This is a genomic window from Huijunlia imazamoxiresistens (assembly GCF_037132455.1).
Lineage (GTDB): Bacteria > Bacteroidota > Bacteroidia > Chitinophagales > Chitinophagaceae > Flavisolibacter > Flavisolibacter imazamoxiresistens.
Genome location: NZ_JBBBEI010000006.1, coordinates 114744 through 140302 on the forward strand (window position 1 = coordinate 114744; position 25559 = coordinate 140302).

General features: G+C 54.8%; 29 protein-coding genes. 18 read left to right on the forward strand and 11 right to left on the reverse strand.

Annotation, left to right across the window (positions count from 1 at the left end; translation table 11 throughout):
* The first annotated feature begins 33 nt into the window (after window positions 1-33).
* The 4 genes from V9K67_RS09460 (at window position 34) to V9K67_RS09475 (ending at window position 3762) form a co-directional block, all read left to right on the forward strand.
* On the forward strand, window positions 34-873 hold the full coding sequence (locus tag V9K67_RS09460) for an N-acetylmuramoyl-L-alanine amidase (protein ID WP_336721778.1): 840 nt from the start codon (window positions 34-36) through the stop codon (window positions 871-873).
* 113 nt (window positions 874-986) lie between these two features.
* Window positions 987-2453: a hypothetical protein gene (locus tag V9K67_RS09465; RefSeq protein WP_336721780.1), complete on the forward strand. Its 1467-nt coding sequence runs from the start codon at window positions 987-989 to the stop codon at window positions 2451-2453.
* Between the two features lie 94 nt (window positions 2454-2547).
* Window positions 2548-2991, forward strand: coding sequence for a hypothetical protein (locus V9K67_RS09470; protein WP_336721782.1), 444 nt, complete (start codon window positions 2548-2550; stop codon window positions 2989-2991).
* 63 nt (window positions 2992-3054) lie between these two features.
* Window positions 3055-3762 carry a M949_RS01915 family surface polysaccharide biosynthesis protein gene (locus V9K67_RS09475; RefSeq protein WP_336721783.1) on the forward strand — a complete coding sequence of 236 codons (708 nt, stop codon included), beginning with the start codon at window positions 3055-3057 and terminating at the stop codon, window positions 3760-3762.
* A gap of 5 nt (window positions 3763-3767) precedes the next feature.
* Here V9K67_RS09475 and V9K67_RS09480 read toward each other — a convergent pair whose 3' ends face one another.
* The gene (locus V9K67_RS09480; protein WP_336721785.1) at window positions 3768-4418 is read right to left on the reverse strand and encodes a helix-turn-helix transcriptional regulator; all 651 of its coding nucleotides are present in this window, start codon (window positions 4416-4418) and stop codon (window positions 3768-3770) included.
* A 195-nt stretch (window positions 4419-4613) separates the two neighbouring features.
* On the opposite strand from V9K67_RS09480, the gene V9K67_RS09485 reads away from it, so the two are divergent.
* The 7 genes from V9K67_RS09485 to V9K67_RS09515 all read left to right on the forward strand — a co-directional run bounded on the left by V9K67_RS09485 (window position 4614) and on the right by V9K67_RS09515 (window position 10597).
* Window positions 4614-4940: a HesB/IscA family protein gene (locus tag V9K67_RS09485; RefSeq protein ID WP_336721786.1), complete on the forward strand. Its 327-nt coding sequence runs from the start codon at window positions 4614-4616 to the stop codon at window positions 4938-4940.
* Between the two features lie 62 nt (window positions 4941-5002).
* Complete coding sequence (gene sufB / locus V9K67_RS09490; RefSeq protein WP_336721787.1) at window positions 5003-6451, forward strand: Fe-S cluster assembly protein SufB; 1449 nt, start codon at window positions 5003-5005, stop codon at window positions 6449-6451.
* 20 nt (window positions 6452-6471) lie between these two features.
* Window positions 6472-7233 carry a Fe-S cluster assembly ATPase SufC gene (gene sufC / locus V9K67_RS09495; RefSeq protein ID WP_336721788.1) on the forward strand — a complete coding sequence of 254 codons (762 nt, stop codon included), beginning with the start codon at window positions 6472-6474 and terminating at the stop codon, window positions 7231-7233.
* A gap of 17 nt (window positions 7234-7250) precedes the next feature.
* Window positions 7251-8612: a Fe-S cluster assembly protein SufD gene (gene sufD / locus V9K67_RS09500; protein WP_336721790.1), complete on the forward strand. Its 1362-nt coding sequence runs from the start codon at window positions 7251-7253 to the stop codon at window positions 8610-8612.
* Window positions 8602-9852 carry an aminotransferase class V-fold PLP-dependent enzyme gene (locus V9K67_RS09505; protein ID WP_336721793.1) on the forward strand — a complete coding sequence of 417 codons (1251 nt, stop codon included), beginning with the start codon at window positions 8602-8604 and terminating at the stop codon, window positions 9850-9852. The genes sufD and V9K67_RS09505 overlap by 11 nt, the downstream gene beginning before the upstream one ends.
* A gap of 5 nt (window positions 9853-9857) precedes the next feature.
* Window positions 9858-10289, forward strand: coding sequence for a SufE family protein (locus V9K67_RS09510; RefSeq protein ID WP_336721795.1), 432 nt, complete (start codon window positions 9858-9860; stop codon window positions 10287-10289).
* A gap of 2 nt (window positions 10290-10291) precedes the next feature.
* Window positions 10292-10597: an iron-sulfur cluster assembly protein gene (locus V9K67_RS09515; protein WP_336721797.1), complete on the forward strand. Its 306-nt coding sequence runs from the start codon at window positions 10292-10294 to the stop codon at window positions 10595-10597.
* 118 nt (window positions 10598-10715) lie between these two features.
* Here the strand turns inward: V9K67_RS09515 and V9K67_RS09520 are convergent, their stop codons facing one another.
* Window positions 10716-11324, reverse strand: a complete 609-nt coding sequence (locus V9K67_RS09520; RefSeq protein ID WP_336721799.1) for a hypothetical protein — start codon at window positions 11322-11324, stop codon at window positions 10716-10718.
* 313 nt (window positions 11325-11637) lie between these two features.
* Here V9K67_RS09520 and V9K67_RS09525 point away from each other — a divergent pair, with 313 nt between their 5' ends.
* Window positions 11638-12075, forward strand: coding sequence for a hypothetical protein (locus V9K67_RS09525; RefSeq protein WP_336721800.1), 438 nt, complete (start codon window positions 11638-11640; stop codon window positions 12073-12075).
* A gap of 783 nt (window positions 12076-12858) precedes the next feature.
* On the opposite strand, the gene V9K67_RS09530 is transcribed toward V9K67_RS09525, so the two are convergent.
* Entirely contained in the window at window positions 12859-13614 is a 756-nt protein-coding gene (locus V9K67_RS09530) for a LytR/AlgR family response regulator transcription factor (RefSeq protein ID WP_336721802.1), read from the reverse strand.
* The gene (locus V9K67_RS09535) at window positions 13611-14630 is read right to left on the reverse strand and encodes a sensor histidine kinase (RefSeq protein ID WP_336721804.1); all 1020 of its coding nucleotides are present in this window, start codon (window positions 14628-14630) and stop codon (window positions 13611-13613) included. Before V9K67_RS09535 ends, V9K67_RS09530 begins: the two co-directional genes overlap by 4 nt.
* A gap of 268 nt (window positions 14631-14898) precedes the next feature.
* On the opposite strand from V9K67_RS09535, the gene V9K67_RS09540 reads away from it, so the two are divergent.
* Complete coding sequence (locus tag V9K67_RS09540; RefSeq protein ID WP_336721805.1) at window positions 14899-15582, forward strand: uracil-DNA glycosylase family protein; 684 nt, start codon at window positions 14899-14901, stop codon at window positions 15580-15582.
* A 68-nt stretch (window positions 15583-15650) separates the two neighbouring features.
* Entirely contained in the window at window positions 15651-16691 is a 1041-nt protein-coding gene (locus V9K67_RS09545; protein ID WP_336721806.1) for an AI-2E family transporter, read from the forward strand.
* Between the two features lie 31 nt (window positions 16692-16722).
* Here V9K67_RS09545 and V9K67_RS09550 read toward each other — a convergent pair whose 3' ends face one another.
* Both V9K67_RS09550 and rpoN read right to left on the reverse strand, forming a co-directional pair.
* Window positions 16723-17394 carry a hypothetical protein gene (locus V9K67_RS09550; RefSeq protein ID WP_336721808.1) on the reverse strand — a complete coding sequence of 224 codons (672 nt, stop codon included), beginning with the start codon at window positions 17392-17394 and terminating at the stop codon, window positions 16723-16725.
* An 8-nt stretch (window positions 17395-17402) separates the two neighbouring features.
* Entirely contained in the window at window positions 17403-18833 is a 1431-nt protein-coding gene (gene rpoN / locus V9K67_RS09555; RefSeq protein WP_414696766.1) for an RNA polymerase factor sigma-54, read from the reverse strand.
* A 148-nt stretch (window positions 18834-18981) separates the two neighbouring features.
* On the opposite strand from rpoN, the gene V9K67_RS09560 reads away from it, so the two are divergent.
* Window positions 18982-19239, forward strand: coding sequence for a hypothetical protein (locus V9K67_RS09560; RefSeq protein ID WP_336721811.1), 258 nt, complete (start codon window positions 18982-18984; stop codon window positions 19237-19239).
* A 27-nt stretch (window positions 19240-19266) separates the two neighbouring features.
* On the opposite strand, the gene V9K67_RS09565 is transcribed toward V9K67_RS09560, so the two are convergent.
* The 3 genes from V9K67_RS09565 to V9K67_RS09575 all read right to left on the reverse strand — a co-directional run bounded on the left by V9K67_RS09565 (window position 19267) and on the right by V9K67_RS09575 (window position 21893).
* The gene (locus tag V9K67_RS09565; RefSeq protein WP_336721814.1) at window positions 19267-20484 is read right to left on the reverse strand and encodes a DegT/DnrJ/EryC1/StrS family aminotransferase; all 1218 of its coding nucleotides are present in this window, start codon (window positions 20482-20484) and stop codon (window positions 19267-19269) included.
* A gap of 224 nt (window positions 20485-20708) precedes the next feature.
* Window positions 20709-21299, reverse strand: coding sequence for a carboxymuconolactone decarboxylase family protein (locus V9K67_RS09570; RefSeq protein WP_336721817.1), 591 nt, complete (start codon window positions 21297-21299; stop codon window positions 20709-20711).
* A gap of 39 nt (window positions 21300-21338) precedes the next feature.
* On the reverse strand, window positions 21339-21893 hold the full coding sequence (locus V9K67_RS09575) for a peroxiredoxin (protein ID WP_336721820.1): 555 nt from the start codon (window positions 21891-21893) through the stop codon (window positions 21339-21341).
* A gap of 209 nt (window positions 21894-22102) precedes the next feature.
* Here V9K67_RS09575 and V9K67_RS09580 point away from each other — a divergent pair, with 209 nt between their 5' ends.
* A complete protein-coding gene (locus V9K67_RS09580) occupies window positions 22103-22606 on the forward strand; it encodes a hypothetical protein (RefSeq protein ID WP_336721822.1) in 504 nt (167 codons plus the stop codon).
* 17 nt (window positions 22607-22623) lie between these two features.
* On the opposite strand, the gene V9K67_RS09585 is transcribed toward V9K67_RS09580, so the two are convergent.
* Together V9K67_RS09585 and V9K67_RS09590 are read right to left on the reverse strand one after the other, a co-directional pair.
* Window positions 22624-23154, reverse strand: a complete 531-nt coding sequence (locus V9K67_RS09585) for a MarR family winged helix-turn-helix transcriptional regulator (protein WP_336721824.1) — start codon at window positions 23152-23154, stop codon at window positions 22624-22626.
* 81 nt (window positions 23155-23235) lie between these two features.
* Window positions 23236-24267, reverse strand: a complete 1032-nt coding sequence (locus V9K67_RS09590) for a radical SAM/SPASM domain-containing protein (protein ID WP_336721826.1) — start codon at window positions 24265-24267, stop codon at window positions 23236-23238.
* Window positions 24268-24581: 314 nt separating this feature from the next.
* Between V9K67_RS09590 and V9K67_RS09595 the strand changes: the two genes are divergently transcribed.
* Entirely contained in the window at window positions 24582-25304 is a 723-nt protein-coding gene (locus tag V9K67_RS09595) for a glycoside hydrolase family 25 protein (protein ID WP_336722110.1), read from the forward strand.
* A 24-nt stretch (window positions 25305-25328) separates the two neighbouring features.
* Window positions 25329-25541, forward strand: coding sequence for a hypothetical protein (locus V9K67_RS09600; protein ID WP_336721828.1), 213 nt, complete (start codon window positions 25329-25331; stop codon window positions 25539-25541).
* Window positions 25542-25559 lie beyond the last annotated feature (18 nt).

Consider the following 25559-nt stretch of genomic DNA (forward strand, 5'->3'; position numbering starts at 1 on the left):
ACGCTTTCCAAAGACGTCTAAAAAACTAACGCTATGCCGAAAAGTATCTTCCGCCTCTTTACGTTCGATGACTTCAACAGGTATCTTCGCCAGACTACCTTTCAACGCAAGGTTACCTTTATCCAGAACCACCACACCTGGAGGCCCAACTACACCCACTTCAACCGGGAAAACCCACGACATATGGATCTGCTGGAAAACATGAGGAACGACCATATGAATGCACGGAAGTGGAACGATATCGGCCAGAACATTACCATCTTCCCCGATGGCCTCATTGGCCTGTGCCGCAACCTGGACACCACGCCGGCCGGGATACTCGGAGCCAATACAGGAGCTATTTGCATAGAAAGCCTGGGCAACTTCGACGAAGGCGGAGACGCGATGACCCCGGAACAAAAAGACGCCATCGTAAACACCAATGCAGCCTTATGCATCAAATTCGGGCTGAAGCCCATTGCCCAGCAGGTGGTGTATCACCATTGGTATGATTCCGCAGGCAAGCGTTTTCGCCATACTGACATAGACTCAGGCAAGGTGCTGCGCAGCAAATTGCAGAAAACCTGTCCCGGAACGAATTTTTTTAAAGCCCCCGGTTTGCAGGGCAATTCCGTCCAATCTGCCACCACCCATTTTTACCCGCTCATTACCGCAGCCATGAACCACCTGCAACAGGGTCCGGCCGCCCCGCAGCCACACTTCAAAACAGTGATTGCCGATACACTAAATGTGCGTGCCGGCAGAGCTATTAGCTTCCGGGTCGTCCGGCAGCTTTCCCGGGGCGAGCAGGTAGAGGTATACGATAGCCGGGACAACTGGTCGCGTATCAGTCCGGCCGCAGAAGAATGGGTGCGCTCCAAATTTCTTGCCTGATCCTTTCATTCCCTGAGTCCCCTGGATGAACCAGGAGGCGGCAGGTATTTTTTATTTCACCACAGTTGCTTTACTTTATCCACTCAAAAAAACGTTCAACCGAAACTTTAGTCATGCTCCCGTTCGACTTTTCCATTGATCTTCATTGCCATCCCACGTACAAGCCTTTAGGCAAATCCTTCAACCGCCAGCCGGGTGCCCCTTCGTCCGACCCCGGCGACCGTACCAGCATGTGGCATTACAACCCGCCCACGGTCGGCGACAAGCTGTTCAACTTCCTGGGCGGCCTGACCAAGTTCTCGCAGGCCAACCTCACCGCCGCCGCCCATGGCCGCGTGTGGGTGCTGGTGACTTCGCTGGGCAGCATCGAAAAATGGTTTTTCAACAACAAGATGGGGACGAAGTTTTTCAGCGACCTGGCCCAGAACTTCGCCACCGGCCTGGGCGACAAGCGGGTGGACGCCATCCAGGGCATGAACGACTACTTTGCCGACCTCGACCTGGAGTACCGCTTCCTGGAGGCCCGGGACAACCACCCGGTAACCATCGACCGGAAAACCTATACTTACCGCATCGTCCACAATTTTTCGGAACTCAAAGAAGTGATGGTGGCCAACGAAAAGGTGGTCAACGACCCGGAGGAAGGCGACGATCCCATCACCCTGGCGCTGATCCCCTCCATCGAGGGCCTGCATGTGCTGAACTGCGGCCTGTCGGGCGACTGCACGCCCCAGGACATTATCAACAACGTGCACCGGCTGAAGCAGCACCGCCACCGTCCCTGGTTCGTCACCTTTTCGCACCATTTTTATAATGAGCTGTGCGGACACTCCAGGAGCCTGGGCGGAGTAACCGCCAAAAATTGCGACCAGAGCCACGGGCTGAGCACCGGCTTTACGGAATTGGGTAAAAAGGTGCTGGATCTTTTGCTGGACAACAAGGACGGTAAGCGGATCTTCATCGACGTAAAGCACCTGAGTCCCCAGGCCCGCAACGAGTTTTACCAGCAGCGCCGCACCCGCTACGGCAATGTGCCGGTGATCATCAGCCATGGCGCCTGCAATGGCCTGCCGCACTTCGGGGCCGAGAAGTCTGCCTTCCCGCTCCTGGGCGACACCATGAGCCGGGGCGAGATCAATTTTTACGACAACGAGATCATCGAGATGGTGCGATCGCAGGGCATCCTGGGCCTGCAGCTCGACGAGCGACGGATCGCCAGCGAGGAAAAGCTGAAGCAAACCAAGAATTCGGTGTTTCGCAACCGCATCATGCACTACCGCAGCGAGCTGCTGTGGAACCAGGTACAGTACATCGCCGAGTTGCTCGACCACCACGGCCTGCCCGCCTGGGACAACCTGGCCATGGGATCGGACTACGACGGCATTGTAGACCCGCTGAATGCCTTCTGGACCCTGGAGGAATACAGTGACCTGAAGCAATACCTCGAACGCCACGCCCATAATTACATGAAGGAAAAAGGCCACCTGCTCAAAAACGCCTTCAATAAAGTGGAAGCCGATGTGATCGTGCAGAATATTTTCCAGAACAACGCCTGGAGGTTTTTCGAACGCTGGTTTTAAAATAAGCATTCCCTTGCCCGTGTACTTACGGGCAAGGGAGTATTTTTAGACAGCTGGAACCGTTTTAAAAAATTTTACAATCGCTTATCCGCTTATGAAAACCAGCTTGCTACTTATCGCAGGGTTCCTTCCGACCTTATGCATGGGACAAATTAATAGGATGGATATCGATTCATTTGAACGGATCAGATCCTCCAAACAAATAGGCGTAAAACAACTGAAGCGCGATGATAGCGTGATCCACAGGAACCTTATTGGAGCCTGGCGGGATCAGAATTCTTCCTTTACGTTTGATAAGAAAGGCATCATGACCACGTATTTTGATGACCCGAAAGAAAGTACCCGCCACAAATGGACCGTAAAAAACCGGGTACTTTACCTGAACCCGTCAGGAATTGAGCCGGGATCCCTGTTCGCCTACAAAATGAAATACTTCATTATTTACAGTTCCCCCAAAGATTTAGAGTTCAGGTACATTGATAAAAAAGCCGACTCTACTGTCTGGATCGCACGGAAACAACCGTTACAAAAAAGATGAGGCCGCACCTGCAGGTGCTACGGATGCATCATCAGCTACCAACCCCCTAAAGCTCAAAAACCGGTGCGACAAATTTTTACCTTATTTACGGCTCTTTTCTGCTCGACAACTGTAATTGCTCAAAAGGTTTCTGTAACCTCGGAATTACTTACACTTAAACAGGTGGCCGAATTGTTCCCGGACAGCGTTCGTAAGCGCCTGGACATTCCTTTTCCGGTTCTTCGGGTTTATAAGTATGCTGACAAGACGGGACAATACTATTGCCTACTGACCGAAAGCAGGAACGAAACTACGGCAAACAAAGACGCTCAGGGTCACAAGATCAGAGCAGTCAACGTAACGACCGACAAGAAGGGTTCATTTATCAAAGTTTGGGAAATCAACGACCATATTGTTAAGAACGACAATGGTGAAAACTCTATTTGGTTCTGGACAAAGTACATTGACTTCAAAGATTATGACGAGGACGGATTAGCTGATCCTATTATCGTTTATGGGACGTCTGGAATAAATAATTATGATGACGGAAGAATAAAACTTATCATTTACTACAAACGACAAAAAACTGCGATCAGACATCAAAATGGCGTACTGGACTATGACCGGGAAACACAAGTTGACAAGGCCTTTTACGACTTGCCGCAATCATTGCAAGCTGGCATCCATCAAAAAATGGAATTGATGATGAAGAACAACCAGGCAATCTTTCCGTCAGGTTGGCAGACCGCAATGAAAAACAAGAAGGCTGTATTCAATGAAAGACGACAATGAGCCGCCTATTCACCTTTGAGCATTTTAATTAAATAGGCACAGCGCCGCGAGCCGGCGATGATGTGGTCCACCCTTTCTACGGAGACGCCCTCGCCAAAAATTTCGCGAAAGGTGTTCATCTCGGCGTCGCAAAGGTCGGGGCAGCGCTGGGCCGCCGCGCAGATGGGGCAGTGGTTTTCTACCAGGACGAAGCCTTCGAGGGTCTTGTCCCACTCGGCCAGGTAGCCGTCGCTGTTGCGCAGCTCGGCCAGGCGGCGGATCTTTTCTTCGAGGTTAGGAATGTCTTTGAGGGCGGAAATGTATTTACTGGCAGCCTTGCGCTCCCGCACGGCAATCACCTGGTCCAGGGTTTCCTGGCCCAGCACTTCCTTAATGGATTCGATCAGCTGGGTGCTGAACTCGCCGTGGTTGTCGGGGAAACGGCCGTTGCCCTGCTCGGTCAGGCGCCAGACCTGCGCCGGCCGGCCCACCCCCCGGGATTCGGAAGCGGCCTGCACCAACCCCTCCTCCGCCAGTTTTAACAACTGCAAACGGGCACCCTCGCCGGTCATTCCCAACTCCTTGGCAATGACGGACGTAGACAGGGGTCCGCGCACTTTCAGCAGCCGCAAAAACTTATCGACAGTGGCCGTTACAGGTTTCTTATAATTTTCCAAGTATTTACTTGCTTTATACAAATATCGTAACTTTGCCCCGCTTTCCGGGCTGTCGGAGATATTTTTGCAAAATGTTGTTGAACAGAGGGGCAATAAAATCCGGCGCATCCACTGCCTATAAAGTAATTTTGCACGGCCGTTGGAGCTTCGAAAGCCTTTTCTACACAAAAAATTATATATAAAAAAGTAATTACTATGATTACTGTTTCCGAAAAAGCAAAGGACTACATTTCCCAACTGATGCAGGATCAGAACGAAGCCCCCGGCTCCTTCGTACGCGTAGGCGTCAAAGGCGGCGGCTGCTCCGGCCTGGAATACCAGATGAAATTCGACAGCGAAATCAAACAGGGCGACGAGGTGTACGAAGACAAGGGAATCAAGATTGTAGTGGACTTCAAAAGCCTGCTGTACCTCTATGGAACCGAGCTCGACTACTCGGGCGGTCTCAACGGCAAGGGCCTGACCTTCAACAACCCCAACGCCACCAAAACCTGTAGCTGCGGCGAAAGTTTTTCCGTTTAACCACCGGCCCCACTTTCCTGCAACACAGAAACTATAAAATAGCGCAAAACGATATTGTAATCATGGAAAATCAAAGCAACGAAATCATTGAACAGATAGCCGAAAAGGAGTACGAGTTTGGCTTTGTGACCGACATTGAGATGGATGTGGTACCTCCCGGCCTCAATGAGGACGTCATCCGGTTCATTTCCCAGAAGAAAAACGAACCGGAATGGATGCTGGAATGGCGCCTTAAAGGCTACAACGCCTTCCTGAAGGAGCCTACCCCCACCTGGCAGAACTTCGAAATGCCGGAGATCGACTACCAGGCCATCTCTTATTATGCGGCCCCCAAGACCAAAAAGAAACTCGAAAGCCTCGACGAGGTGGACCCCGAGCTGCTGGCGACCTTCGAAAAACTGGGCATCCCCCTGAACGAACAGAAGGCCCTGGCCGGCGTGGCCGTGGACGCCGTCTTCGACTCCGTTTCCGTAGCCACTACCTATAAAGAGAAATTAAAGGAACTGGGCATCATCTTCTGCTCCTTCTCCGAAGCGGTGCAGGAACACCCCGAGCTGGTACGCAAGTACGTAGGCTCCGTGGTACCCCATTCCGACAACATATTCGCGGCCCTGAACACCGCTGCCTTCTCCGACGGCTCGTTCGTGTACGTTCCCAAAGGCGTTCGCTGCCCCATGGAACTGTCCACCTACTTCCGCATCAACACCCAGGGTACCGGCCAGTTCGAGCGCACCCTGATCATTGCCGACGAAGGCGCTTACGTGAGCTACCTCGAAGGCTGTACCGCTCCCCAGCGTGACGAGAACCAGCTCCACGCCGCCGTGGTGGAAATCATCGCGCTGAAAGACGCCGAAGTGAAATACTCCACGGTACAGAACTGGTACCCCGGCGACAAGGACGGCAAGGGCGGTATCTACAACTTCGTAACCAAGCGCGGTGTCTGCCGCGGCGCCAACGCCAAGATCTCCTGGACCCAGGTGGAAACCGGCTCGGCCATCACCTGGAAATACCCCAGCGTCATCCTGCAGGGCGATAACTCTACCGGCGAATTCTACTCCGTAGCCGTTACCCGCAACAAGCAGATCGCCGATACCGGCACCAAGATGTACCACCTGGGCAAAAACACCCGGAGCCGGATCATCTCCAAGGGGATTTCTGCCGGCCGCAGCCACAACAGCTACCGCGGCCTGGTGCACGTAGGCGCGAAGGCCGACAACGCCCGCAACTTTACCCAGTGCGACTCGCTGCTGATCGGCGACCGCTGCGGCGCCCATACCTTCCCCTACATCGAGACGAAGAACAACAGCGCCATGGTAGAGCACGAAGCCACTACCTCCAAGATCGGCGAAGACCAGATCTTTTACCTCAACCAGCGCGGCCTGGATACCGAAAAAGCGGTGGCCCTGATCGTGAACGGTTATGTGAAGGAAGTACTGAACCAGCTGCCCATGGAATTTGCCGTGGAAGCTCAAAAATTATTATCCATTACCCTTGAAGGTAGTGTTGGTTAAAACTTAAACTAGTATAGAGAATGCTGACTATCAAAAATTTGCATGCAGGAGTAGAAGATAAACAAATCCTCAAAGGTATCAACCTGGAGGTGAAAGCCGGCGAAGTACACGCCATCATGGGTCCCAACGGATCGGGCAAAAGCTCCCTTTCCGCCGTGCTGGCCGGCCGCGAAAACTACGAAGTGACCGACGGCTCCGTAGACTTCGACGGTAAAGACCTGCTGGAAATGTCGCCCGAAGACCGCGCCCGCGAAGGCCTGTTCCTGGCCTTCCAATACCCCGTAGAGATCCCCGGTGTTTCCAACATCAACTTCCTGCGCACGGCCCTGAACGAGATCCGCGCCTACCGCAACCTGGCCCCCCTGGACGCCAAGGAGTTTTTGAAACTGAGCAAAGAGCGCCAGAAACTGGTGGAATTCGACGCCAAGCTGGTGAACCGCTCCCTGAACGAAGGTTTCTCCGGCGGTGAGAAAAAACGCAACGAGATCTTCCAGCTGGCCATGCTCGAACCGAAGCTGTCCATCCTCGACGAAACAGATTCCGGCCTGGACATCGACGCCCTGCGCATCGTTTCCAACGGCGTGAACAAGCTGCGCTCCGAAAACAACGCCTTCATCCTCATCACCCACTACCAGCGCCTGCTCGATTACATCGTGCCCGACTTCGTACACGTACTGTACAACGGCCGCATCGTGAAATCCGGCACCAAGGAACTGGCCCTGGAACTGGAAGAAAAAGGCTACGACTGGCTGAAAGAGCTGCACGTTGAAGAATCTGTTTAGTTTAATTAAAAACAACAATGGCGAATCAAGTTTCCATACCATTATACGAAGAATTAGTCGGCAGCTTTGAAGAAGTGCTGGCCACGGCCGAACAAAGCACCGCCGTGCAACAGGCCAGAAGGCAGGGCATCGAAAACTTCAAAAAGATGGGTTTTCCCAGCCGCCGCAACGAAGAATGGAAGTACACCAACCTCCTCCCTTTTTTGCAGGAAGGCTACAGCACCGACGGCCGCACCTCCGTGGCCGCTGATGCCGAACTGATCGCGGAGGCCCAGGTGCCGCACCTCGACAGCTACCAGCTGGTGTTCGTCAACGGCGAACTGCAGCCCGCTACGGAGGCCGTTCCGGCCTTTATCCGCGTGATGCCTTTCGAAGACGCGCTGACCGACGAGCAGTTCGCGGCCCATTTTTCCAAAAATACCGACATCGACCAGTTCCCCATGGCGGCCCTGAACACCGCCCTGTTCTCGCACGGCCTGTTCATCGAGATCAGCCCGAACGCGGTGCTGGACAAGCCGCTGCACATCGTGCATACGTACACCGCCACGGCCAACCTGTTTGTGCAGCCGCGCCTGCTGGTGGTGGCCCGCCGCGGCGCCAACCTGAGCATCATTGAAACCATCGTTTCCAAAAGCACCGACAACAAGCTGTTCATCAACAGCCTGACCGAGGTGTTCGTGGAAGAAAACGCGATCTGCGACCACTACGTGCTGCAGACCGCCAAGGCCGGCACCCGCCTGGTCACCAATACCGAGGTAAGCCAGCTGCGCGACAGCGTTTATAGCAACTACACCTTTTCGCTGCCGGGAGCCGAGCTGATCCGCAACAACCTCCACCTGTCGCTGGACGAGTCGAATACCGAAAGCCACCTGTACGGCCTGTACCTGGGCGCCGACAACCAGCTGATCGACAACCACTCGCTGGTGAACCACCGCATGCCCCATTGCCAGAGCAATGAAATTTACAAGGGCGTGCTGCTGGACAACGCCACCGGCGTGTTCAACGGGAAGATCTTCGTACAGGAAGACGCCCAGAAGACCAACGCGTTCCAGCAGAACAACAACCTGCTGCTGAGCGATAAGGCCACCATCAACTCCAAGCCGCAGCTGGAGATCTTCGCCGACGACGTAAAATGCAGCCACGGCTCCACCGTAGGCCAGCTGAGCAAGGAAGCGATGTTCTACCTGCAATCCAGGGGTATCGGCGAACAAAAGGCCCGGGCGCTGCTCGTCAACGCCTTTGCCTTCGACGTAACCGAAAAGATCAAGCTCGAAGAGCTGGAAGACCACATCAACCACCTCATCCAGAGCCACATCCCCCTGAGCGAATCTGTTATTGACGAAACCGTTATAGACGAAACTGTTATCGATGCTGAATAGTGCCACCATATCCCGTGTAGGTGAGCTGAACATAGAACAGGTACGAAGCGAGTTCCCGTTACTCCAACAAAAGGTGTACGGGAACCCGCTGGTTTACCTCGACAATGCCGCCACCACCCAAAAGCCCGAATCCGTGATCCGGGCGATGGACGATTATTACCGCCAGTACAACGCCAACGTACACCGCGGCGTGCACCACCTGAGCCAGGTGGCCACCGATGCGTACGAAGTGGTGCGGAAGAAAGTGGCGGCCTACATCAACGCCGCCCACGAGCATGAAGTAATTTTCACCCGGGGCACCACCGACGGGATCAACCTGGTAGCACACAGTTTTGGCAAAAAGTTTATCAAGGAAGGCGACACCATCATCATCTCGGCGCTGGAGCACCACTCCAACATCGTTCCCTGGCAGATCGTCTGCGAGGACAAAGGCGCCACCCTGAAGGTCATCCCCATGAACGAAAAGGGCGAGCTGCTGATGGACGAATTCGACAAGTTGCTGGACGAAACGGTAAAACTGGTGTCGGTGACCTATGTGTCCAACGCCCTGGGTACCGTGAACCCGGTCCGCGAGATCATCGCCAGGGCCCATGCCGTGGGCGCCGCCGTGCTCATCGACGCGGCCCAGGCCATCCAGCACCTCCCCCTCGACGTGCAGGAGCTGGACGCCGACTTCGTGGCCTGCTCGGGCCACAAGATGTACGGCCCTACCGGTATCGGCTTCCTCTACGGCAAGGAAGACTGGCTCAACGCCATGCCTCCCTACCAGGGCGGCGGCGACATGATCAAAACCGTGACGTTCAAAAAGACGATGTACAACGACCTGCCCTTCAAGTTTGAAGCAGGCACGCCCAGCATTACCGAGACCATCGGCCTGGGCGAAGCGGTGGAGTATATCAACCGCATCGGCATCCACAACATCGAGCGCCGCGAACAGGAGCTGTTTGCCTACGCGGTGGCCGCCCTGCAAACGGTGGAAGGGCTGCGCTTTATCGGCGAAGCCGGGAACCGGGCGGCCTCCCTGTCGTTCCTGATCGGCGACCTGCACCCCTTCGACGTGGGCGAGCTGCTGGACAAGCAAAGCATTGCCGTCCGTACCGGCCACCACTGCACCCAGCCCATCATGGATTTCTTCAACATCCCCGGTACCGTAAGGGCTTCGCTGGCTTTTTACAATACCGAAGAAGAGATCGACAAGCTGGTAAAAGGCCTCAAAAAGGCCATCACCTTATTAAGCTAGGTAGTATGACGATTCATGAAAAACAACAAGCGATCGTCGAAGACTTCGAGTTGTTCGGCGACTGGATGGAGAAATACGAATACATCATCCAGCTGGGCAAGGACCTGCCGCTGATCGACGAGCAGTACAAGAAGGATGAAAACCTCATCCGCGGCTGCCAGTCGAAAGTATGGCTGCATGCCGACTACAAGGACGGCATCCTGTCCTTTACCGCCGACAGCGACGCCCTGATCACCAAAGGACTGGTGAGCATGGTGGTGCAGGTGCTCTCAGGCCATGCGCCCAAGGACATCGCCGAGGCCGACGTGTATTTTATCGACGCCATCGGCCTGCGCAACCACCTGTCGCCCACCCGCTCCAACGGGCTGTTGTCGATGCTGAAGCAGATCAAGCTCTACGCCGTAGCCTATCTTTCCAAAACCCTTCAACAAAATTGATTATGGAGCTGAGAGACCAGATTGAAGAAGTGCTGCGTACCGTACACGACCCCGAGATCCCGGTGAACATCATGGAGCTGGGACTGGTGTACGAGATCAAGATCGACGCCGCTACCGGCAAGGTAAAGATCGTGATGACGCTGACAGCCCCTGCCTGTCCCGTGGCCGGCGACATCATCAACGAGGTGGAAACCAAGGTGCGCGCCCTCGAAGGCGTGACCGACGTGCATGTGCACCTGACCTTCGACCCGCCCTGGAACCGGGAAATGATGAGCGAAGAAGCCAAGCTCGAGCTGGGTTTCCTGTAGCTAAGAGATAAAGAGGGAAAGAAGAAAAGTTTTCTTTCCTCCAAGAAACAACAAAGGCGATCGTGGTAAGTTACCCGGATCGCCTTTGTTGTTTTTGGGCTGGCCGTGGAGGCCGGCTTTACTGGCTTATTTTAACCGTTAAGGGAAGGAAGCCGTTGTCATAAATGGCGATCAGGCCCCGGAAGGTTTCGCCCACCTGGATCTCACGTTCCAGCAGGGAATGATCGATCAGCTCCTGCCGGAAGCGTTTATTGGCGGTGGCTGCAACGGCCATGTTGCCGGCGGCGATGGCGGGCCCGATGACCAGCCCGATGGGCGTGGAGCTGGACTTGGTTTCGGTGCTGATGTTGAGGCGCAGGGGCGTCAGCAGCAGGTACAGCAGGTAAGAGGGCACGGATTGTTTTATCGAAGCCGCGGCAGTTGCTGGGTCCAGCAGGGTCACTTCCGAGCTGCCGGAATAAATGCGGAAGTTCTGCTGGTATTTCAGGGGCCTGCCGGTATTATTGATCAGCTGCACGGCCACGATCTGCATATTACGCTTTACTTCTTTCTTCGCCAGCTTCCGGTTACCCGCCGCCTTCAGCACGTTGTACTTGTAGGAAAAGTTGCTTTTCTCGATAACGGGATAGGAAAGGGAAGAAGGATTGATCTTTTTGTAGGTGGCGGCGCAGGAGGCCATCAAAAAAAGGATACCCAGGCACAGTACCAGGTTCAGTACGGATCTCATTACAGGGAGTTTTGGTGAAAAATAAAGCGCAAATATAGGAAGGGTACCCCTATTTTCTGCGCCCGTCAAAGCCGCTCATCACGGAGATGGCGGTCAACCGGCCCTGCCGGCCGGCCACGGGCGCCAAAAAATAATCATCCTACAGGTCTCTTTTTTCATTCTTCGGTTCTCCCTGCTGCCGCTTCGGTTCTGCCGCCTGCGGGCAGGGATCCTCTTCACCGGTTCCGGCCGCCTGCCACTGGTAGATATTCCCTTTTCCACCGCTGCCGCAGCGCCTAATTTGGTCCTCAGACAAACCATAAAACCATCGCATATGAAAAAGATCCTGTTTGCCCTTGCCCTGATGATCGGTACCAGCACCTTCGCCGCCGACCTCCCTGTCAATGAAAAGGTAGCGAAGATGTTTAGCGAAACCTTTCCCCAGGCCGAAAAAGTAAAATGGTACGAAAAGGACCAAGCCTACGAAGTACTTTTTGAGAACAACGGCATTACCTGCCGGGCCACCTACGAAGCCGACGGCAGCATGACCACCCTGAGAAGGGATTATTCCGGCAAAGACCTGCCGGTCTATATCAAAGCCAAACTGAAGGAAAAGCACCCCGATAAAATGGTGTTCGGCGTTACCGAAATGAATTCCTCCGACGGCGTCTCCTACACCATCACCCTCGAAAACGATAAAAACTGGGTGACCGTAAAGGCCACCGATGCCGGCGACATGACCGTCCTTCAAAAGTTGAAGAAGGCATCCTGAGAAAGTTTACAAGTTTACGGGGTTACCAATTTACGGGTTCAGAGAGTGGCAGGTTCGTTGTTGATTTGCCACTTTTTTTTGTGGATAACTGCCTGTATAACGCTGAAAGAGACGTGTACCGAATGGAAGAAAATTTTGCGGCAAATGTCCGCCTCTTCCCGGTTGTGAAATCGTCCACAGTTATCCCACCGGTATTCACATTTACTATTTCGGCATCTTTGGAAAGAGTTATTCGTGGCCGGATATCCACATTTATGTGGAAAAACACCCAACGCTACCAATATTCAATCCCCCGATGGTGAAAAAACGGGGATATCGTGTGCATAAACCCCAAGTGAATTCACCGCTCTATCCCCGCCGGAATTTTTTTCCACCAGTCCACACCCGTAATAGTAATAGGTTTTTTCTAAAAATTTAGATACTACTAGTACTATTATGCGTGTGGATTGCTGTTAGTAACTTTCAAAAACGCATTTTTTTGCGATAAGGGGCGGCAGAGGCAATAGGCGGCAACAGGGTTCGGAACCCTTTCCCGGGGCGGCCGTTTTCAGATGACTGGCGTCCCGGCTTCTGAACTGCTTCTGACAAGCAGGGAAAGTCGCTGCAATCAAGTTGTCATGCCGAACGCAGTGAGGCATCCCCTCGGGGCACGAAAAGTCTTTTTCAGAGACAGGAAAGCCCTCCTTCGAATAGAAGCCTTCCTTCCCTCCCGAGGGGATGCCTCACTGCGTTCGGCATGACAGTCTCAAAGGTTGCCATCAGCAATAATTCATTGAGTGGCGTTCACAGCTCCGCCATCCACTTTTTGAATTCGGGGGCGGTTTCCTGGCTGATAATGAGGAAGGTGTCGGGGAGGGCCAGCTCCACTTTCAGTTTTACCCGCTCGTAGGTTTTATAGGATTTGATGTAGGCGATGTTGACAATGTGCTGGCGGTTGGCACGGAAAAAGGTTTTGGGGTCCAGCTCCGCCTCCAGGTCCGAAAGGTTTTTGTCGGTGAGCAGGCGGCGGCCGCTTTTGTCCAGCGCATAGACCACCTTGTTTTCCGAAAGAAAAAGCGCTACGTCCTCCAGCGGCAGCGAAATATGCTCCTGCCCCTTCTTCACCACCAGGCGGGTGCGCTTCGGCCGGGCCGTCTCCTGCAGGAAATTGCGGAAAAACGCATGCTGCCCCGTAAAATGCTGTTCCAGCTTTTTGTACTTCACCAGCGCCTTTTGCAGGTCTTCGCGGCAAACGGGCTTTAGCAGGTAATCGATGCTGTTGTACTCAAAAGCCCGGATCATGAACTGGTCGAAACCCGTTATAAACACAATGGGCGTGGACAGGTTCAGCCCGCCGAAAATTTCGAACGACAGGCCGTCGGTCAGCTGGACATCGCTGAAGATGATATCCGCGGAAGGAGCGTCCTTAAAATACGTCCGGCCTTCCTCCACGCTGGTCAGCACCGCCTTTATTTCCAGGGAGGGGTGCAGCTCCAGGAGGAGGCCAACCAGGGAGGCGGCAGCCGCCTTTTCGTCTTCGATGATTATGGCCGTTTTCATAAGCTGTTTTGCCTGATTAAGGGAAGTTGTACCCGGAACATATCGTCGTTGCGGTGCACATTAATGTTCTTGTTGCTGTACACCCGGTAGCGGTCATTGAGGTTGGCCAGCCCTGTTTTGGTGGATTCAAGGGCGTAGGGCTTCGGGCGAACATTGTTCTCCACGCTCACGTAATCGCCGGTAACCATGATGCTGATGTGCAATGGGTCGTTTTCGGTAAACCGGTTGTGTTTTACGGCGTTCTCGATCAACAGCTGCAGGGTGCAGGGCAAGACCATGGCCGTATCTTTCAGGCTGTGCACGCGGAAGGTAAGCTGCAGCTTCTCTTCATACCTTATCCGCAACAGGTAGAAATAATCCTCCACGAACTGGAATTCCTCTTCCAAAGAAATCAGCTCGCGGTCTTTGTTGATTAAAAAATACCGGAATACGCGGGCCAGTTTTTGGGTAAACACCTGCGCCTTGTCGGGATCGGCAGCGATCAGGTGCGAAACGGTGGTGAGGGAATTGAACAGGAAGTGCGGGTCGAGCTCCCGTTTGAGCGCCTTCATTTCGGCGCCGGCGCGCTCATGATCCAGCTGGTCCACGATCTTTTCATCCAGTTCCCGCTCCTTGGAAAGAAAAAGGGTCTCGTACAGAAGCGTCAGGAACAGGACGAAGGCGGCGCTCAGGAGGCCGCAGGTGAGAATAGTGCCCGGCTGCAGGCTGCCGGTAAAAATCTTCTGCCACAGGAAGGCGGACGTGCCGGTAAGGGCAAAGCCATAAGCAGCGGTGCAGGTACACAGTACGAACATTTTCAGAAAAACCCGTTGCCGAAAGGGCTTCCAGCGCCGCACGCCCAGCACGATTTTGACGGCTCCCTGCCACACCAGGTAAGAGGCAGTGATAAAGAAGACATTGGCGGCCAGCACCTCCACGGCGCTGAACTGCCCATACCGGGCCAGGCCCGAAAGCAAAGGAATGATGATGCCCAGCAGGGGGATGCAAAAAGCCTTGAATAGGGTGTCCTTGATCATTGATTCCGCTTTTCCGGTGAGTGCCACGATGTTCTTCGTAATTCAAATCTATCCACTACCGGCCGCTATCGCCACCCATTTATGTCCGGTGGACGTATGCTTTTATGAAAGGCATCCGGGAAATCCAGGGAATTGGTTAATTGGTTAATTTGGATATTAGGAAGGGAGCGGCTCGGTCCTATAACTTCTAACTCAGGAACATAGGAACTTAGAAACTCAGAAACTAACTGGTAAACTTGTAAACCCGTAAACTCGTAAACTCAACGAAATGACCTGGGCTGAAAACCTGTATCGTTATTATTCGGAGCTGGAGCCGCCGAAGGAGCTGCCAAACAATATCCAGTGGCTGTTTCCGCAGCAGGATAAGGCCGTTCTGGACGTGGTCCGGCGGTTCCTGGACAAGTATTACAACGATTCCGAAAGGCGGACCCTGCTGTTGGGGATCAATCCCGGCCGGTTCGGGGCCGGCATTACCGGGGTGAACTTTACTGCTTCCCGCCAACTGGAGGAGGTGCTGCAGATGGACCATCCGTTTAAAAAAGGTACGGAGCTGTCCGCCGAGTTCATTTATCGCGTGATAGAGGCTTACGGGGGCCCCGGGCCCTTTTACCAAAATTTCTTTATCGGCTCGGTCTGCCCCCTGGGCTTTGTTCAAAATGGGAAAAACCTGAATTATTATGACGACAAGGAACTGCTGCGCACCATTGAGCCCTTCCTGGTGCAAAGCATTTCCCGCCTGGTGTCGTTTGGCGTGGACCAGCGCCGCTGCCTGGTGATCGGCGGGGCGGAAAACTTCCGCTACCTGTCGGCCCTGAACGGGCGCTACCGGTGGTTCGAACACCTGGAGCCCCTGCCGCACCCCCGCTTCGTGATGCAATACAAGCGCAAAAGCCTGCCCGCCTACGTGGACCTTTACCTGGAAAAACTATCCGCTGCCGGCGACGCCTCCTAAGCCTGCTGCGGACAAATGGTACAAAATTTATACAGGTAAGGTTTTCCCCCAACGGGCAGAGCACCAGTATGACCAACAATACCATTGATTCAAACCTTTTACGGCAGATTTTCTTTATCCTCCTGATTCTTTTCCTGGGTGTGATCCTGTTCCGGGAGCTGCGCTTTTTTTTCCCTGCCTTCCTGGGGTCGGTGACCTTTTATGTCATCATGCGGAACCGTATGTTTTACCTGGCGGAGGTGCGGGGATGGAAACGCCCCGCTGCCGCCTGGATCCTGATGCTGCTGTCCTTTTTCGTTATCCTGGTGCCGATCGGGCTGCTGGCCAATATCCTTTATTCGCGGATCAGCTATATCGTCCTGCACTCCACGGAGCTGGTGGTATCGCTGCGAAAGGCCGCCACCAATGTCCGGGAACGCCTCGGCGTTGAGATCATTAAGCCCGAAGACATCCAGGACCTGGGCCTCTATTTGTCGCAGCTGTTGCCGCGGATCCTGGATATTACCTTCAATACCGTAACACTGATCGTGGCCATGTACTTTATCCTGTACTTCATGCTGGTGAACGGTCGCCGGATGGAGAATATTCTTTACGAATACATTCCCCTGGACAATACCAACGTGGACCGGATCGGCGACGAGATCACCCGGATCGTGCGGGCCAGCGCCATCGGCATTCCCCTGATCGCCCTGATCCAGGGGATCGTGGGCCTGGTCGGCTACCTCGTTATCGGCGTTTCCGACCCCTTTCTCTGGTTCATTGCCACCTGCCTGACGTCGATGATCCCGCTGGTGGGGGCGTCGCTGGTGTACGTGCCGCTGACGGTAATGCTGCTGGTGCAGGGCGAGATCGGGAAAGGCATTGCCATGGCGGTCTGGGGCTTCGGGCTGATCGGGCTCGTGGACAACCTGTTCCGGTTTATCCTCAACCGGCGGCTGGGCCAGATCCACCCGATGATCACGGCGTTTGGGGTGATTGCGGGCATCCAGCTGTTCGGGTTTATCGGCCTCATCTTCGGCCCCCTGCTTATTTCCATGTTCATCCTGCTGCTGCGGATCTATTTTTCGGAATTCCTGGTAAAAAAAAGGGAGCCCAAGCGGCTCCCGTAATGATTTAAGGCATTCGTACTGCTCACTTCCTTTACATCACCCAATAGGCCACCAATTGGGCGATAATGCCCAGCACCAGGCCCAGGTATACTTCAAAAGTGCTGTGGTCGTCGTTGATCAGGCGGGCGGTGCACACGAGGCCGGCCAGCAGGAAGGCGGCCGAAATGTAAAAGCCGAAGTTGACATCGGTCATGAAGGCAAACAGCAGCAGGAAGGTACACGCCACGCCCATGGAAATGGTGTGCATGCTGACCTTGACGAAGCTGTTGACCGTCAGGCCCGCCGAGGAGGCCAGGAAGATGGCCAGGCTCAGCATCACCAGGTGGCGCGGGAACTCGGGCTGGTTCTTCAGCACGTACCACATCCAGAAGTAATACAGGCCGCAGGCGACGTAGGGAATGATGCGGTCGCGCTGGGTTTTCAGTAAAATGGAATCGATAAAGCCGAGACCCTTGGCGATCAGCACGGTCACCAGCGGGAAAATGGTGTACATGACCAGGAAGCGAATCAGCAGCAGCAGCTTGGCGCCCGCGCTAAAGGCCGGGAACAGGGGGTTCACATAGATCAGGAACCACGACAGGTAAACCGGGATAAAGAGCGGGTGAAAGAGAATGGAGAGGACGCGGGCTGCGATGCGGATAACAGAAGGGAAAGGCGCCCCGTGGTCCGAAGCGCCTTCCAAAGATGGTTTGGACACGTTCATAATAATGCTTATAGTTCCTTCCGCAGCCGGGCGACAGGAATATTCAACTGTTCGCGGTATTTGGCCACGGTTCGGCGTGCAATATTATAACCTTTTTCCTGAAGCAGCTCCGTTAATCGCTCGTCGCTCAGGGGTTTCTTCTTGTTTTCGTACTCGATCAGGTCGCTCAGGATCTTTTTCACTTCGCGGGTGGATACTTCCTCGCCCGTATCGGTGGTCAGCGATTCGCTGAAGAAGAACTTCAGGCGGTAGGTACCGAACTCGGTTTGTACGAACTTGCTGTTGGCCACCCGGCTGACGGTGGAGATGTCCAGGCCGGTTTTTTCGGCGATGTCCTTCAGGATCATGGGCTTCAGCGTGGTTTCGTCGCCGGTGAGGAAGAAGTCGTACTGGTGGTTCATGATGGCCGTCATGGTGCTGAGCAGGGTATGCTGGCGCTGCTTGATGGCGTCGATGAACCACTTGGCGGCGTCGATCTTTTGCTTGATGAACAGCACCGCCTCTTTCTGCCGCCGGTCCTTTTTGGAACCGCGGTCGTATTCCTTCAGCATGTCGCGATAGCCTTCGCTAATGCGCAGCTCCGGGGCGTTCTTGGAGTTCAGGGTCAGTTCGAGCTTGCCGCCGTTGTTGAGGATGAAGAAGTCGGGCACTACGTAGCTTTCGGCTTTGTTCAGCTCGCCGATATTGCCGCCCGGCTTGGGGTTGAGGCGGGTGATCTGGTGCATCACCTCGCGCAGCTCGTCGTCGGTCAGGTTCAGGCCACGCTGGATCTTTTCGTAATGCTTTTTGGTAAATTCGTCGAAGTAGCGGGAGAGGGCGGCAATGGCCACTTCCACCTCCTTGCCTTCTTCCTTCTGGCGAAAGAGCTGCAGCAGGAGGCATTCCTGGAGGTTGCGGGCGGCGACGCCGCAGGGGTCGAAGCGCTGGATGCGCTTGATGATCCGTTCCACGTCCTCTTCGGAGGTAAAGACGTTCTGGCGGAAGGCCAGGTCGTCCACGATAGCGCCGGTATCGCGGCGCAGGTAGCCGTCCTCGTCGATGCTGCCGATGATCTGTTCGGCGATCTTGGACTCGGTCTCATCGAGGTTGAGCATGCCCAGCTGGCTTTCCAGGATTTCGTAAAAGCTGGTTTCCACTTTATAAGGCATGGTCTGCTTTTCTTCCTGGTCGCCGTAATTATCGTCCCGCAGCTTATAGTCTGCTATCTCGTCATCGCCTTCGTGTACGTACTCCGATATATCGATGTTCTCGTAGGCGTCCTCCGCACTGTCCTCGCTGCTTTCCTCGTAATCAGAGTCTTTTTCGGCAAACTCGTCTTTCATTTCATCGCCGAAGTTCTCGTCGAACCCTTCTTCGGTCAGTTCCAAAGCCGGGTTTTCCTCGAGTTCTTCTTTGATGCGCTCTTCCAGGTTAGCCGTAGGAACCTGCAGCAACTTCATGAGCTGGATTTGCTGGGGCGATAGCTTTTGAAGGAGTTTCTGTTGTAAACTTTGGTTAAGGGTCATTTAGGGATTTCCTTTTTTTTACGGCAAAAAGCCGCGGTTTGCACAAAAATCGAGCCGTAAATTTACATCAAATATCAAACCTATGCACATTAAGCGCACATGTTTTGGTCTTTTTCTGGCACTGGGTAGCCTGAAAGCCGCGTCACAGCTCAGTTTCCCCAAAAAGGCCGACAGCCTGCGAACAGCAAGCTTAACAAAGCTTTTGCCGTCAAACTTCTACAATCAGCACAAAGGGTTCTTCTGTAAAAAAGAAGACCAGTTGCAGAAACGCACTGGTCTTCCGCTCTTTATCCGGTTGGGCAATAAAGAGTATGTGGATAAAATGGAAAAAAGGCGGTGAGCGGGGCGTGCCCCGACGCACCCCTGACTATGCTTTTTGCATCGAGCCTTGCAGCACGCGGCGCACGACGGCCACGATCTTTTCGCCTTTTTCTTTGATCTGTTCTTCGGTCCACAGCAGGCTGATGGAAGTGCAGATGCAGCGGCTCAGCACGGCATCGCTGGCCGAAAAATCCTGGTGGTTCAGCCGCTCCAGGGCCTGCTGCTGGTCGGCCGCCAGGCGGTGCAGCGAAAGGGCGCCCTTCAGGTGGTCCCACTTGCGGATGTAGTGCCAGTTGTTGTTGAACCAGTAAAAGTTGCCGCCCAGGATGCCTTCGGCCCGCAGGCCTTCCACCACGCTTTCTGCCAGGGTGGCATCGGGCAGGAACCAGCACAGGAAGCTGCCACTGTCGCCCGAAGGGTCGGGCAGGGAGCGGAAGCTGATCTCCGGAACGGCGGACAGGATCTCCTTGAGGGCTGCATGGTTCTTTTTCTGGGTGGCCAGGAACTCGTGCACGCGGCGCACCTGGGCCAGGCCCACGGCGGCATGCAGTTCGGAAATGCGGTAGTTGTAGCCCAGGAAGGGGTGCAGGTCGGCGCCGCGGTCTACGCCTTTATGGTCGTGGCCGTGGTCGGTATAGGCATCGCATTTAATATAGGTATCCTCGCTGTTGGTGAGCACCACGCCGCCTTCGCCGCAGGTGATGGTTTTGACGAAGTCGAACGAAAAGGTGCCCGCATCGCCGATGGTGCCCAGGTATTTGCCCTTGTAGGTGGCGCCGATGCTCTGGCAGGCGTCCTCGAGCAGCAGCAGGTTGTGCTCGCGGCAGATGGCCACCAGCGCATCCATGTCGGCCATGCTGCCGCACATGTGCACCGGCATGATGCATTTGGTCTTGGGAGTAAGGGCTTTGCGCACGGCCTCGGGATTCAGGGTGAGGGTGTCGTCCACGTCCACCAGCACCGGCAGGGCGCCGACGCTGAGCACGGCTTCAAAGGAGGCGACAAACGTAAAGGCGGGCATGATCACTTCGTCGCCGGCGCCGATCCCCAGCGCGGCCATCGCCGTGGTCAGGGCGGCCGTGCCGCTGGAGGCCAGCTGGGCGTAGCCCGAACCAAAGGTGTGGCAAATGGCTTCTTCCAGTTCTTTGGCTTTCCAGATCCCTTTGCGGGCTCCGTCGAAGCCGTAACGCATCAGGATACCGGTTTCCAGTACGTCGGACACCTCCTTGCGTTCGGCATCGCTCCACAATTCAAATCCAGGCATGATTCAATAAATTATTAGTGATGAATATGAGTTTACAGTTGACAGGGCGCAAAGGTCGGGAAAGAATAGGCAACGGGCAATAGGCAATAAGCAAGGGGAATTAGGAAATTGGGATATTAGAAGATTAGGGTTCCGGTATCAGGGGCACCCTGGAAAACGGGCATAAAAAAAAGCCCCGTTCGGGGAAGAACGGGGCAGTTGATATTCAGAAACAGGAAATTCTGTCAGATTAATACGGCCAGGCTCCGGATCACGGCGCCCAGGCGCACGGCATCCAGGATGCGCTGCTTGGCGGTGCCCTGACCGACCAGGGTCTTTTCGTGCGAGGTGACGCACAGCTCGCAGCCGTTGAGGGCGCTGACCACCAGGCTCACCAGCTCGAAGAATTCCTTGCCCAGGATGGGGTTGGCCATAATGCTCATGCGGATGCCCGCCTGCGCATTGTCGTAGAATTCGTCGTGCATGAAGTGACGGAAGCGGTAATAAACGTTGTTGGCGTTCAGCAGGCTCATACAGCTCAGCACCTCGGCCACTTCCTTGTCGGTAGCGCCTTCCTTTTCGGCAAACTGCCCGAAAGCTTCCTGCAGCACGGTATTCTTTTCGTTGGCGGCTACGGCCAGGGCCAGCAGGTACGCTTCTTTGCGGGTCAGCGAAGCGGCGCCCAGCACATTGCCCACATTGATCTTCAGGTCGCGCAGGTACCGGGCATCGGCGGCAGCCAGGGCCTTCAAATTAGCCGACAACTGCTCTTCGCCCAGGCCCAGGTCCTTCAGCAGGGCCAGTGCACTATTGCTTTCGTTTACGATTCCAAACATGGTTGATTCATTTAATAGGTGATGGAAAACGTGCCTCGATTAGGCAACCAGGGTAGCTTCGCCTTTCTGCCAGTTGCAGGGGCACAGCTCGTCGGTCTGCAGGGCGTCCAGCACACGCAGCACTTCTTTCACATTGCGGCCTACGTTCAGGTCGTAGAGCGATACCCAGCGGATCACGCCCTGGGGGTCAACGATAAAGGTAGCGCGGTAGGCCACTTTCTCGTTTTGCTCCAGGATGCCCAGCTCTTCGGCCAGCGACTTGGAGGTATCCGCCAGCATGGGGAACTGCAGGTGACGCAGGTCGTCGTGGTTCCTTCTCCAGGCAGCGTGAACAAACTCGCTGTCGGTAGAGGCACCGATCAGGATGGCTTCGCGGTCGGAGAAATCCTGGAAATGGGTATTGAACTCGGCGATCTCGGTGGGACATACGAAGGTGAAATCTTTCGGCCACCAGAACATCACCATCCACTTGCCGCTGGATTTGATCTCTTCGTACGACAGGTCATAGAATTCTTTTCCTTTTTCGGTAGAAACAACTGCCTTTTTCTGAAACTCGGGGAATTGGGCTCCCAGGGATAACGTCTTATTGCTCATATCTTCTTTTATTTTTATTTTTTTTGACGGGGCAAAAGTCGGTCGGAATGCCTTATCAAATTCATTGATTGTTTCTATGCCTTCATAGACAATCCCTATAATACAGGCCCTGCGGCCATGGCGCAGTTTTGGATGCGGTTTTATTGCCGGGCTTTGTCCGGACGTACCCGGGCACGGGTGTTGTATTCCTTACTCCAATCTTATCGCATATGAAACAGCTCCTGCTTTCCATAGCCGCCATCAGCGCCACTACGTTTGCCGTCTACCTGCAGTCGGCCGGGGAGCCCGGCAGTGCCCGGGGGTATAAAATGGAGAAAGCCGTACCGGTGCATGCGGTCCGAACCATCGTCCTGGACACGGTGCTGACCCTGCCTTCCACCGGTGAGCGCATCCGCTTCCGGGGTACCGGCGCTTACGAGACCAACGGCACGTTAAAGAAAAACCAGGTGACCACCCTGAGCCGGCTGGAGATGAAGGGCATTTCGGGCGTGGGCACCCGCACCGGTCACACGTATGCCGGCAACGGACATGTCGTGGACTGGTCGCAGGCGGCGCTCCAAGGCGGCACCGCTGCGTGGACGGAACAGCAGGAATTTCGGATGCAACCCAACGGCGGGGGCGCCCCGTTCACCCTGGTGGCTACCGTGCGCGTATCGGTGGTAGCGGGCGAACCGGAAGGCATGGCCCTGGAGTCGTTCCGGATAAAAAAGTAGCGGGAGGTGGGACTATTTTAGAAATTACCGGCGCTGATCGGGGCATCGGCAGGTTGGGCGCCTTCTGCTCCGAGGGCGGGAGTTTCGGGGCAGGAAGGCGGGCACCGGAGCTTGTCCAGCAAATTGCTTAACAGCCGGGCCTCTTCATCGGTAAGGTTGCTCATCATCTCGTCCATCTGGTCCAGCACTTTTTCCAACACCTTCAGCAGGGCCACGCCTTTGGGGGTGATGGTCACATCCACCAGGCGGCGGTCTTTGGCGGAAACTTCTTTCCGCACCAGCTCCTTGGCCACCAGGCGGTCCACGATACGGCTGGTATCGCTCATTTTATCGATCATCCGCTCCCGGATCCGCATGGTGGACAGGGGTTCGGGCAGGCTGCGGCTCAGGATGCGCAGGATGTTGAATTGCTGCGGGGTGATGTCCTCGTGCGCCAGGAAGTTCTTGATCCGCTCCATGATCCAGCCATACGAAAACAGCACGTTGATCATGGCCTTCTGGTGAATGCTTACAAACGTATCCTGATGAATGTCTTTTTCTATACCCATACCAGCTTGTTTACCCTTTGATGTAAGAGGTTTAAGCTACAAACGATTTGCAACAAACCAAAATTTAAGAAAGGGAAGCGCTTATCCCCAAACCTTGACACCTTCCGAGCAGTTGGCGCAGATGTCTATATTTTTTCTACCCCGCAAAATCTTCGCCCGGAATTCGCGATACGCCTGGTTATTCCAGATTTCTTTAAAACTTTGGTCCCTCAGGTTGCCCATTTGGTGCTGCGCATCCTTATCGAAGCAGCAGGGGACCACCGCCCCGTCCCAGGTGATCACGGGATCGTGGTGCAGGCGCCAGCAATGATCGTGGCCGCTGCCGCCCTTGAAGCGCATGATCCCCTCCTTATCCTTTTTGTAGCGGCTGTATTTTCCATTAACGGGGATCAGGCCGTTGGGATCGTTCTCGAAGTCGTACACCTGCGCGGTCTTCAGCCGCACATCGTCCACGCCGATCTCGCGGGCCAGCCGCCGGACGTCGTCGACCTGGTGCTCGTTGTGGCGCACCACCAGGAACTGGAAGATAACATAAGGCGTTTTACTGCCCAATTCCCTTTTCCACTTCACGATGTTGGCGGCGCCCTCCAGCACTTTCGACAGCTTGCCGCCCACGCGGTACTGCTGGTAGGTTTCCTGGGTGGTGCCGTCGATGGAAATGATCAGGCGGTCCAGGCCGCTTTCCACGGTCTTGCGGGCATTCGCCTCGGTGAGGTAGTGCCCGTTGGTGGAAGTGGCCGTATAGATCTTCCGGTCGGCGGCATACCGCACCATCTCCAAAAAGGCCGGGTTGAGGTAAGGCTCGCCCTGGAAGTAAAAGATCAGGTACAGCAGCTCGCGGGACAACTGGTCGATGGTCTGGCGGAAAAAATCCTTTTGCAGCATGCCGGTAGGCCGCGAGAAGGCCCGCAGGCCGCTGGGGCATTCGGGGCAGCGCAGGTTGCAGGAGGTGGTAGGCTCGAAGGAAACCGAAACCGGCAGCCCCCACTGCACGCTTCTTTTCAGCCACCGCGTCAACCGGTAGCTGCTGTACACCCGGACCATATTCCACAGCCGGGGTGCGGTGAGCTTGGAAAGGAAATTGACGCTGTCGTTCCAGTTAAATGCAGGCATGAGAACAAAAAAAGTTTACAAGTTTACAAGTTTACGGGTTTATGAGTTGGTTCCTGAGTTCCTGAGTTCAGTAAAGCCGGTTAAAACCATCAAAACTATAATATAAAACGTTATATAGGGAGCGCTGCCTCCACCCAAACAACTCGTAAACCCGTAAACTTGTAAACTTGTGAACTATTTTTGCGCCCATGCCGCCGAAAATAAAGAAGAACGGGACCGGGAACGGGAAAGGAACCGGGACGGGTAGAGGTGCCGGGACCGTTAAAAAAGGGAAGGGAAAAGGGAATCCTGCCCTGAAACCCTTTCTGTATGTGATGCTGGCTGCTTCCGCAGCCTTCCTGGGCTACCTGGCCTTTTTGTGGTGGCAAAGCCGGCAGCTGCATTTTGTGCGCTACCGCGAGTTCGGCATCCCCATGCCGGTGAACTACGAGATCCACGGCATCGATGTCTCGCGCTACCAGCAGCGCATTTCCTGGGAGGCGGTCAAGGCCATGCAGGTAAAGGATATCCGGCTGGGCTTTGCCTTCATCAAGGCCACGGAGGGCAACGGCAATCTGGACCCCTACTTCCGGCGCAACTGGAAAAAAGCCAAGGAGGCCGGCATCGTCCGCGGCGCCTACCACTTTTTTATTGCCTCCAAGGACGGCCACCGGCAGGCCCAGAACTTTATCAGCAAGGTCGAGCTCGAAAGCGGCGACCTCCCACCCGTGCTGGATGTGGAGCAGACCCACCGGGCCTCCGCCGAAGAGATCCGGCGGGAAGTGAAAAAATGGCTCGAGGCCCTGGAAGAGCACTACAACATAAAGCCCATCATCTATACCAACGTGGTTTTTTACGACACTTACCTCAAAGGCTATTTCGACGATTACCCCCTCTGGGTGGCGCATTACCTGCAGCCCCAGCGCCCGCGCATCCGGCGCGACTGGGTGTTCTGGCAGCACAGCGAAGCCGGCAGGGTCAACGGCATCCTGTCGCGGGTCGATTTCAATGTTTTTAATGGAGATTCCGCCGCCTTCAAATCATTATTGGTACCTTAAAGCGTTCTAATTATAAAGAGCGAAATGGACCCTGAAGTACTCAAATATTTCAAGAAGATCGTCTTCTCCTTCAGCCTGGGCTTCTTTTGGCTGTTCAGCATGGCCACCCTGGGCATTTACTTCCAATTGGGCCTGCCCGAAGGCGGCCTGCACTGGTACAACCTGCTGTTTTACGGCTGCGTGGTGTTCAGCCTGCTGGCGCTGCTTTTTTATTATGTGCGGCTTTGGCGGAGCTGAAAAGGGTTTGTAGCTTGT

Excerpts from the sequence above, each read along its gene's own strand:
- V9K67_RS09460 (WP_336721778.1), top strand. The coding sequence starts at position 34 with ATGCCGAAAAGTATCTTCCGCCTCTTTACGTTCGATGACTTCAACAGG.
- V9K67_RS09465 (WP_336721780.1), top strand. The coding sequence starts at position 987 with ATGCTCCCGTTCGACTTTTCCATTGATCTTCATTGCCATCCCACGTAC.
- V9K67_RS09470 (WP_336721782.1), top strand. The coding sequence starts at position 2,548 with ATGAAAACCAGCTTGCTACTTATCGCAGGGTTCCTTCCGACCTTATGC.
- V9K67_RS09485 (WP_336721786.1), top strand. The coding sequence starts at position 4,614 with ATGATTACTGTTTCCGAAAAAGCAAAGGACTACATTTCCCAACTGATG.
- sufB (WP_336721787.1), top strand. The coding sequence starts at position 5,003 with ATGGAAAATCAAAGCAACGAAATCATTGAACAGATAGCCGAAAAGGAG.
- sufC (WP_336721788.1), top strand. The coding sequence starts at position 6,472 with ATGCTGACTATCAAAAATTTGCATGCAGGAGTAGAAGATAAACAAATC.
- sufD (WP_336721790.1), top strand. The coding sequence starts at position 7,251 with ATGGCGAATCAAGTTTCCATACCATTATACGAAGAATTAGTCGGCAGC.
- V9K67_RS09505 (WP_336721793.1), top strand. The coding sequence starts at position 8,602 with ATGCTGAATAGTGCCACCATATCCCGTGTAGGTGAGCTGAACATAGAA.
- V9K67_RS09510 (WP_336721795.1), top strand. The coding sequence starts at position 9,858 with ATGACGATTCATGAAAAACAACAAGCGATCGTCGAAGACTTCGAGTTG.
- V9K67_RS09515 (WP_336721797.1), top strand. The coding sequence starts at position 10,292 with ATGGAGCTGAGAGACCAGATTGAAGAAGTGCTGCGTACCGTACACGAC.
- V9K67_RS09520 (WP_336721799.1), bottom strand. The coding sequence starts at position 11,324 with ATGAGATCCGTACTGAACCTGGTACTGTGCCTGGGTATCCTTTTTTTG.
- V9K67_RS09525 (WP_336721800.1), top strand. The coding sequence starts at position 11,638 with ATGAAAAAGATCCTGTTTGCCCTTGCCCTGATGATCGGTACCAGCACC.
- V9K67_RS09530 (WP_336721802.1), bottom strand. The coding sequence starts at position 13,614 with ATGAAAACGGCCATAATCATCGAAGACGAAAAGGCGGCTGCCGCCTCC.
- V9K67_RS09535 (WP_336721804.1), bottom strand. The coding sequence starts at position 14,630 with ATGATCAAGGACACCCTATTCAAGGCTTTTTGCATCCCCCTGCTGGGC.
- V9K67_RS09540 (WP_336721805.1), top strand. The coding sequence starts at position 14,899 with ATGACCTGGGCTGAAAACCTGTATCGTTATTATTCGGAGCTGGAGCCG.
- V9K67_RS09545 (WP_336721806.1), top strand. The coding sequence starts at position 15,651 with ATGACCAACAATACCATTGATTCAAACCTTTTACGGCAGATTTTCTTT.
- V9K67_RS09550 (WP_336721808.1), bottom strand. The coding sequence starts at position 17,394 with ATGAACGTGTCCAAACCATCTTTGGAAGGCGCTTCGGACCACGGGGCG.
- rpoN (WP_414696766.1), bottom strand. The coding sequence starts at position 18,833 with ATGAAGTTGCTGCAGGTTCCTACGGCTAACCTGGAAGAGCGCATCAAA.
- V9K67_RS09560 (WP_336721811.1), top strand. The coding sequence starts at position 18,982 with ATGCACATTAAGCGCACATGTTTTGGTCTTTTTCTGGCACTGGGTAGC.
- V9K67_RS09565 (WP_336721814.1), bottom strand. The coding sequence starts at position 20,484 with ATGCCTGGATTTGAATTGTGGAGCGATGCCGAACGCAAGGAGGTGTCC.
- V9K67_RS09570 (WP_336721817.1), bottom strand. The coding sequence starts at position 21,299 with ATGTTTGGAATCGTAAACGAAAGCAATAGTGCACTGGCCCTGCTGAAG.
- V9K67_RS09575 (WP_336721820.1), bottom strand. The coding sequence starts at position 21,893 with ATGAGCAATAAGACGTTATCCCTGGGAGCCCAATTCCCCGAGTTTCAG.
- V9K67_RS09580 (WP_336721822.1), top strand. The coding sequence starts at position 22,103 with ATGAAACAGCTCCTGCTTTCCATAGCCGCCATCAGCGCCACTACGTTT.
- V9K67_RS09585 (WP_336721824.1), bottom strand. The coding sequence starts at position 23,154 with ATGGGTATAGAAAAAGACATTCATCAGGATACGTTTGTAAGCATTCAC.
- V9K67_RS09590 (WP_336721826.1), bottom strand. The coding sequence starts at position 24,267 with ATGCCTGCATTTAACTGGAACGACAGCGTCAATTTCCTTTCCAAGCTC.
- V9K67_RS09595 (WP_336722110.1), top strand. The coding sequence starts at position 24,582 with ATGCTGGCTGCTTCCGCAGCCTTCCTGGGCTACCTGGCCTTTTTGTGG.
- V9K67_RS09600 (WP_336721828.1), top strand. The coding sequence starts at position 25,329 with ATGGACCCTGAAGTACTCAAATATTTCAAGAAGATCGTCTTCTCCTTC.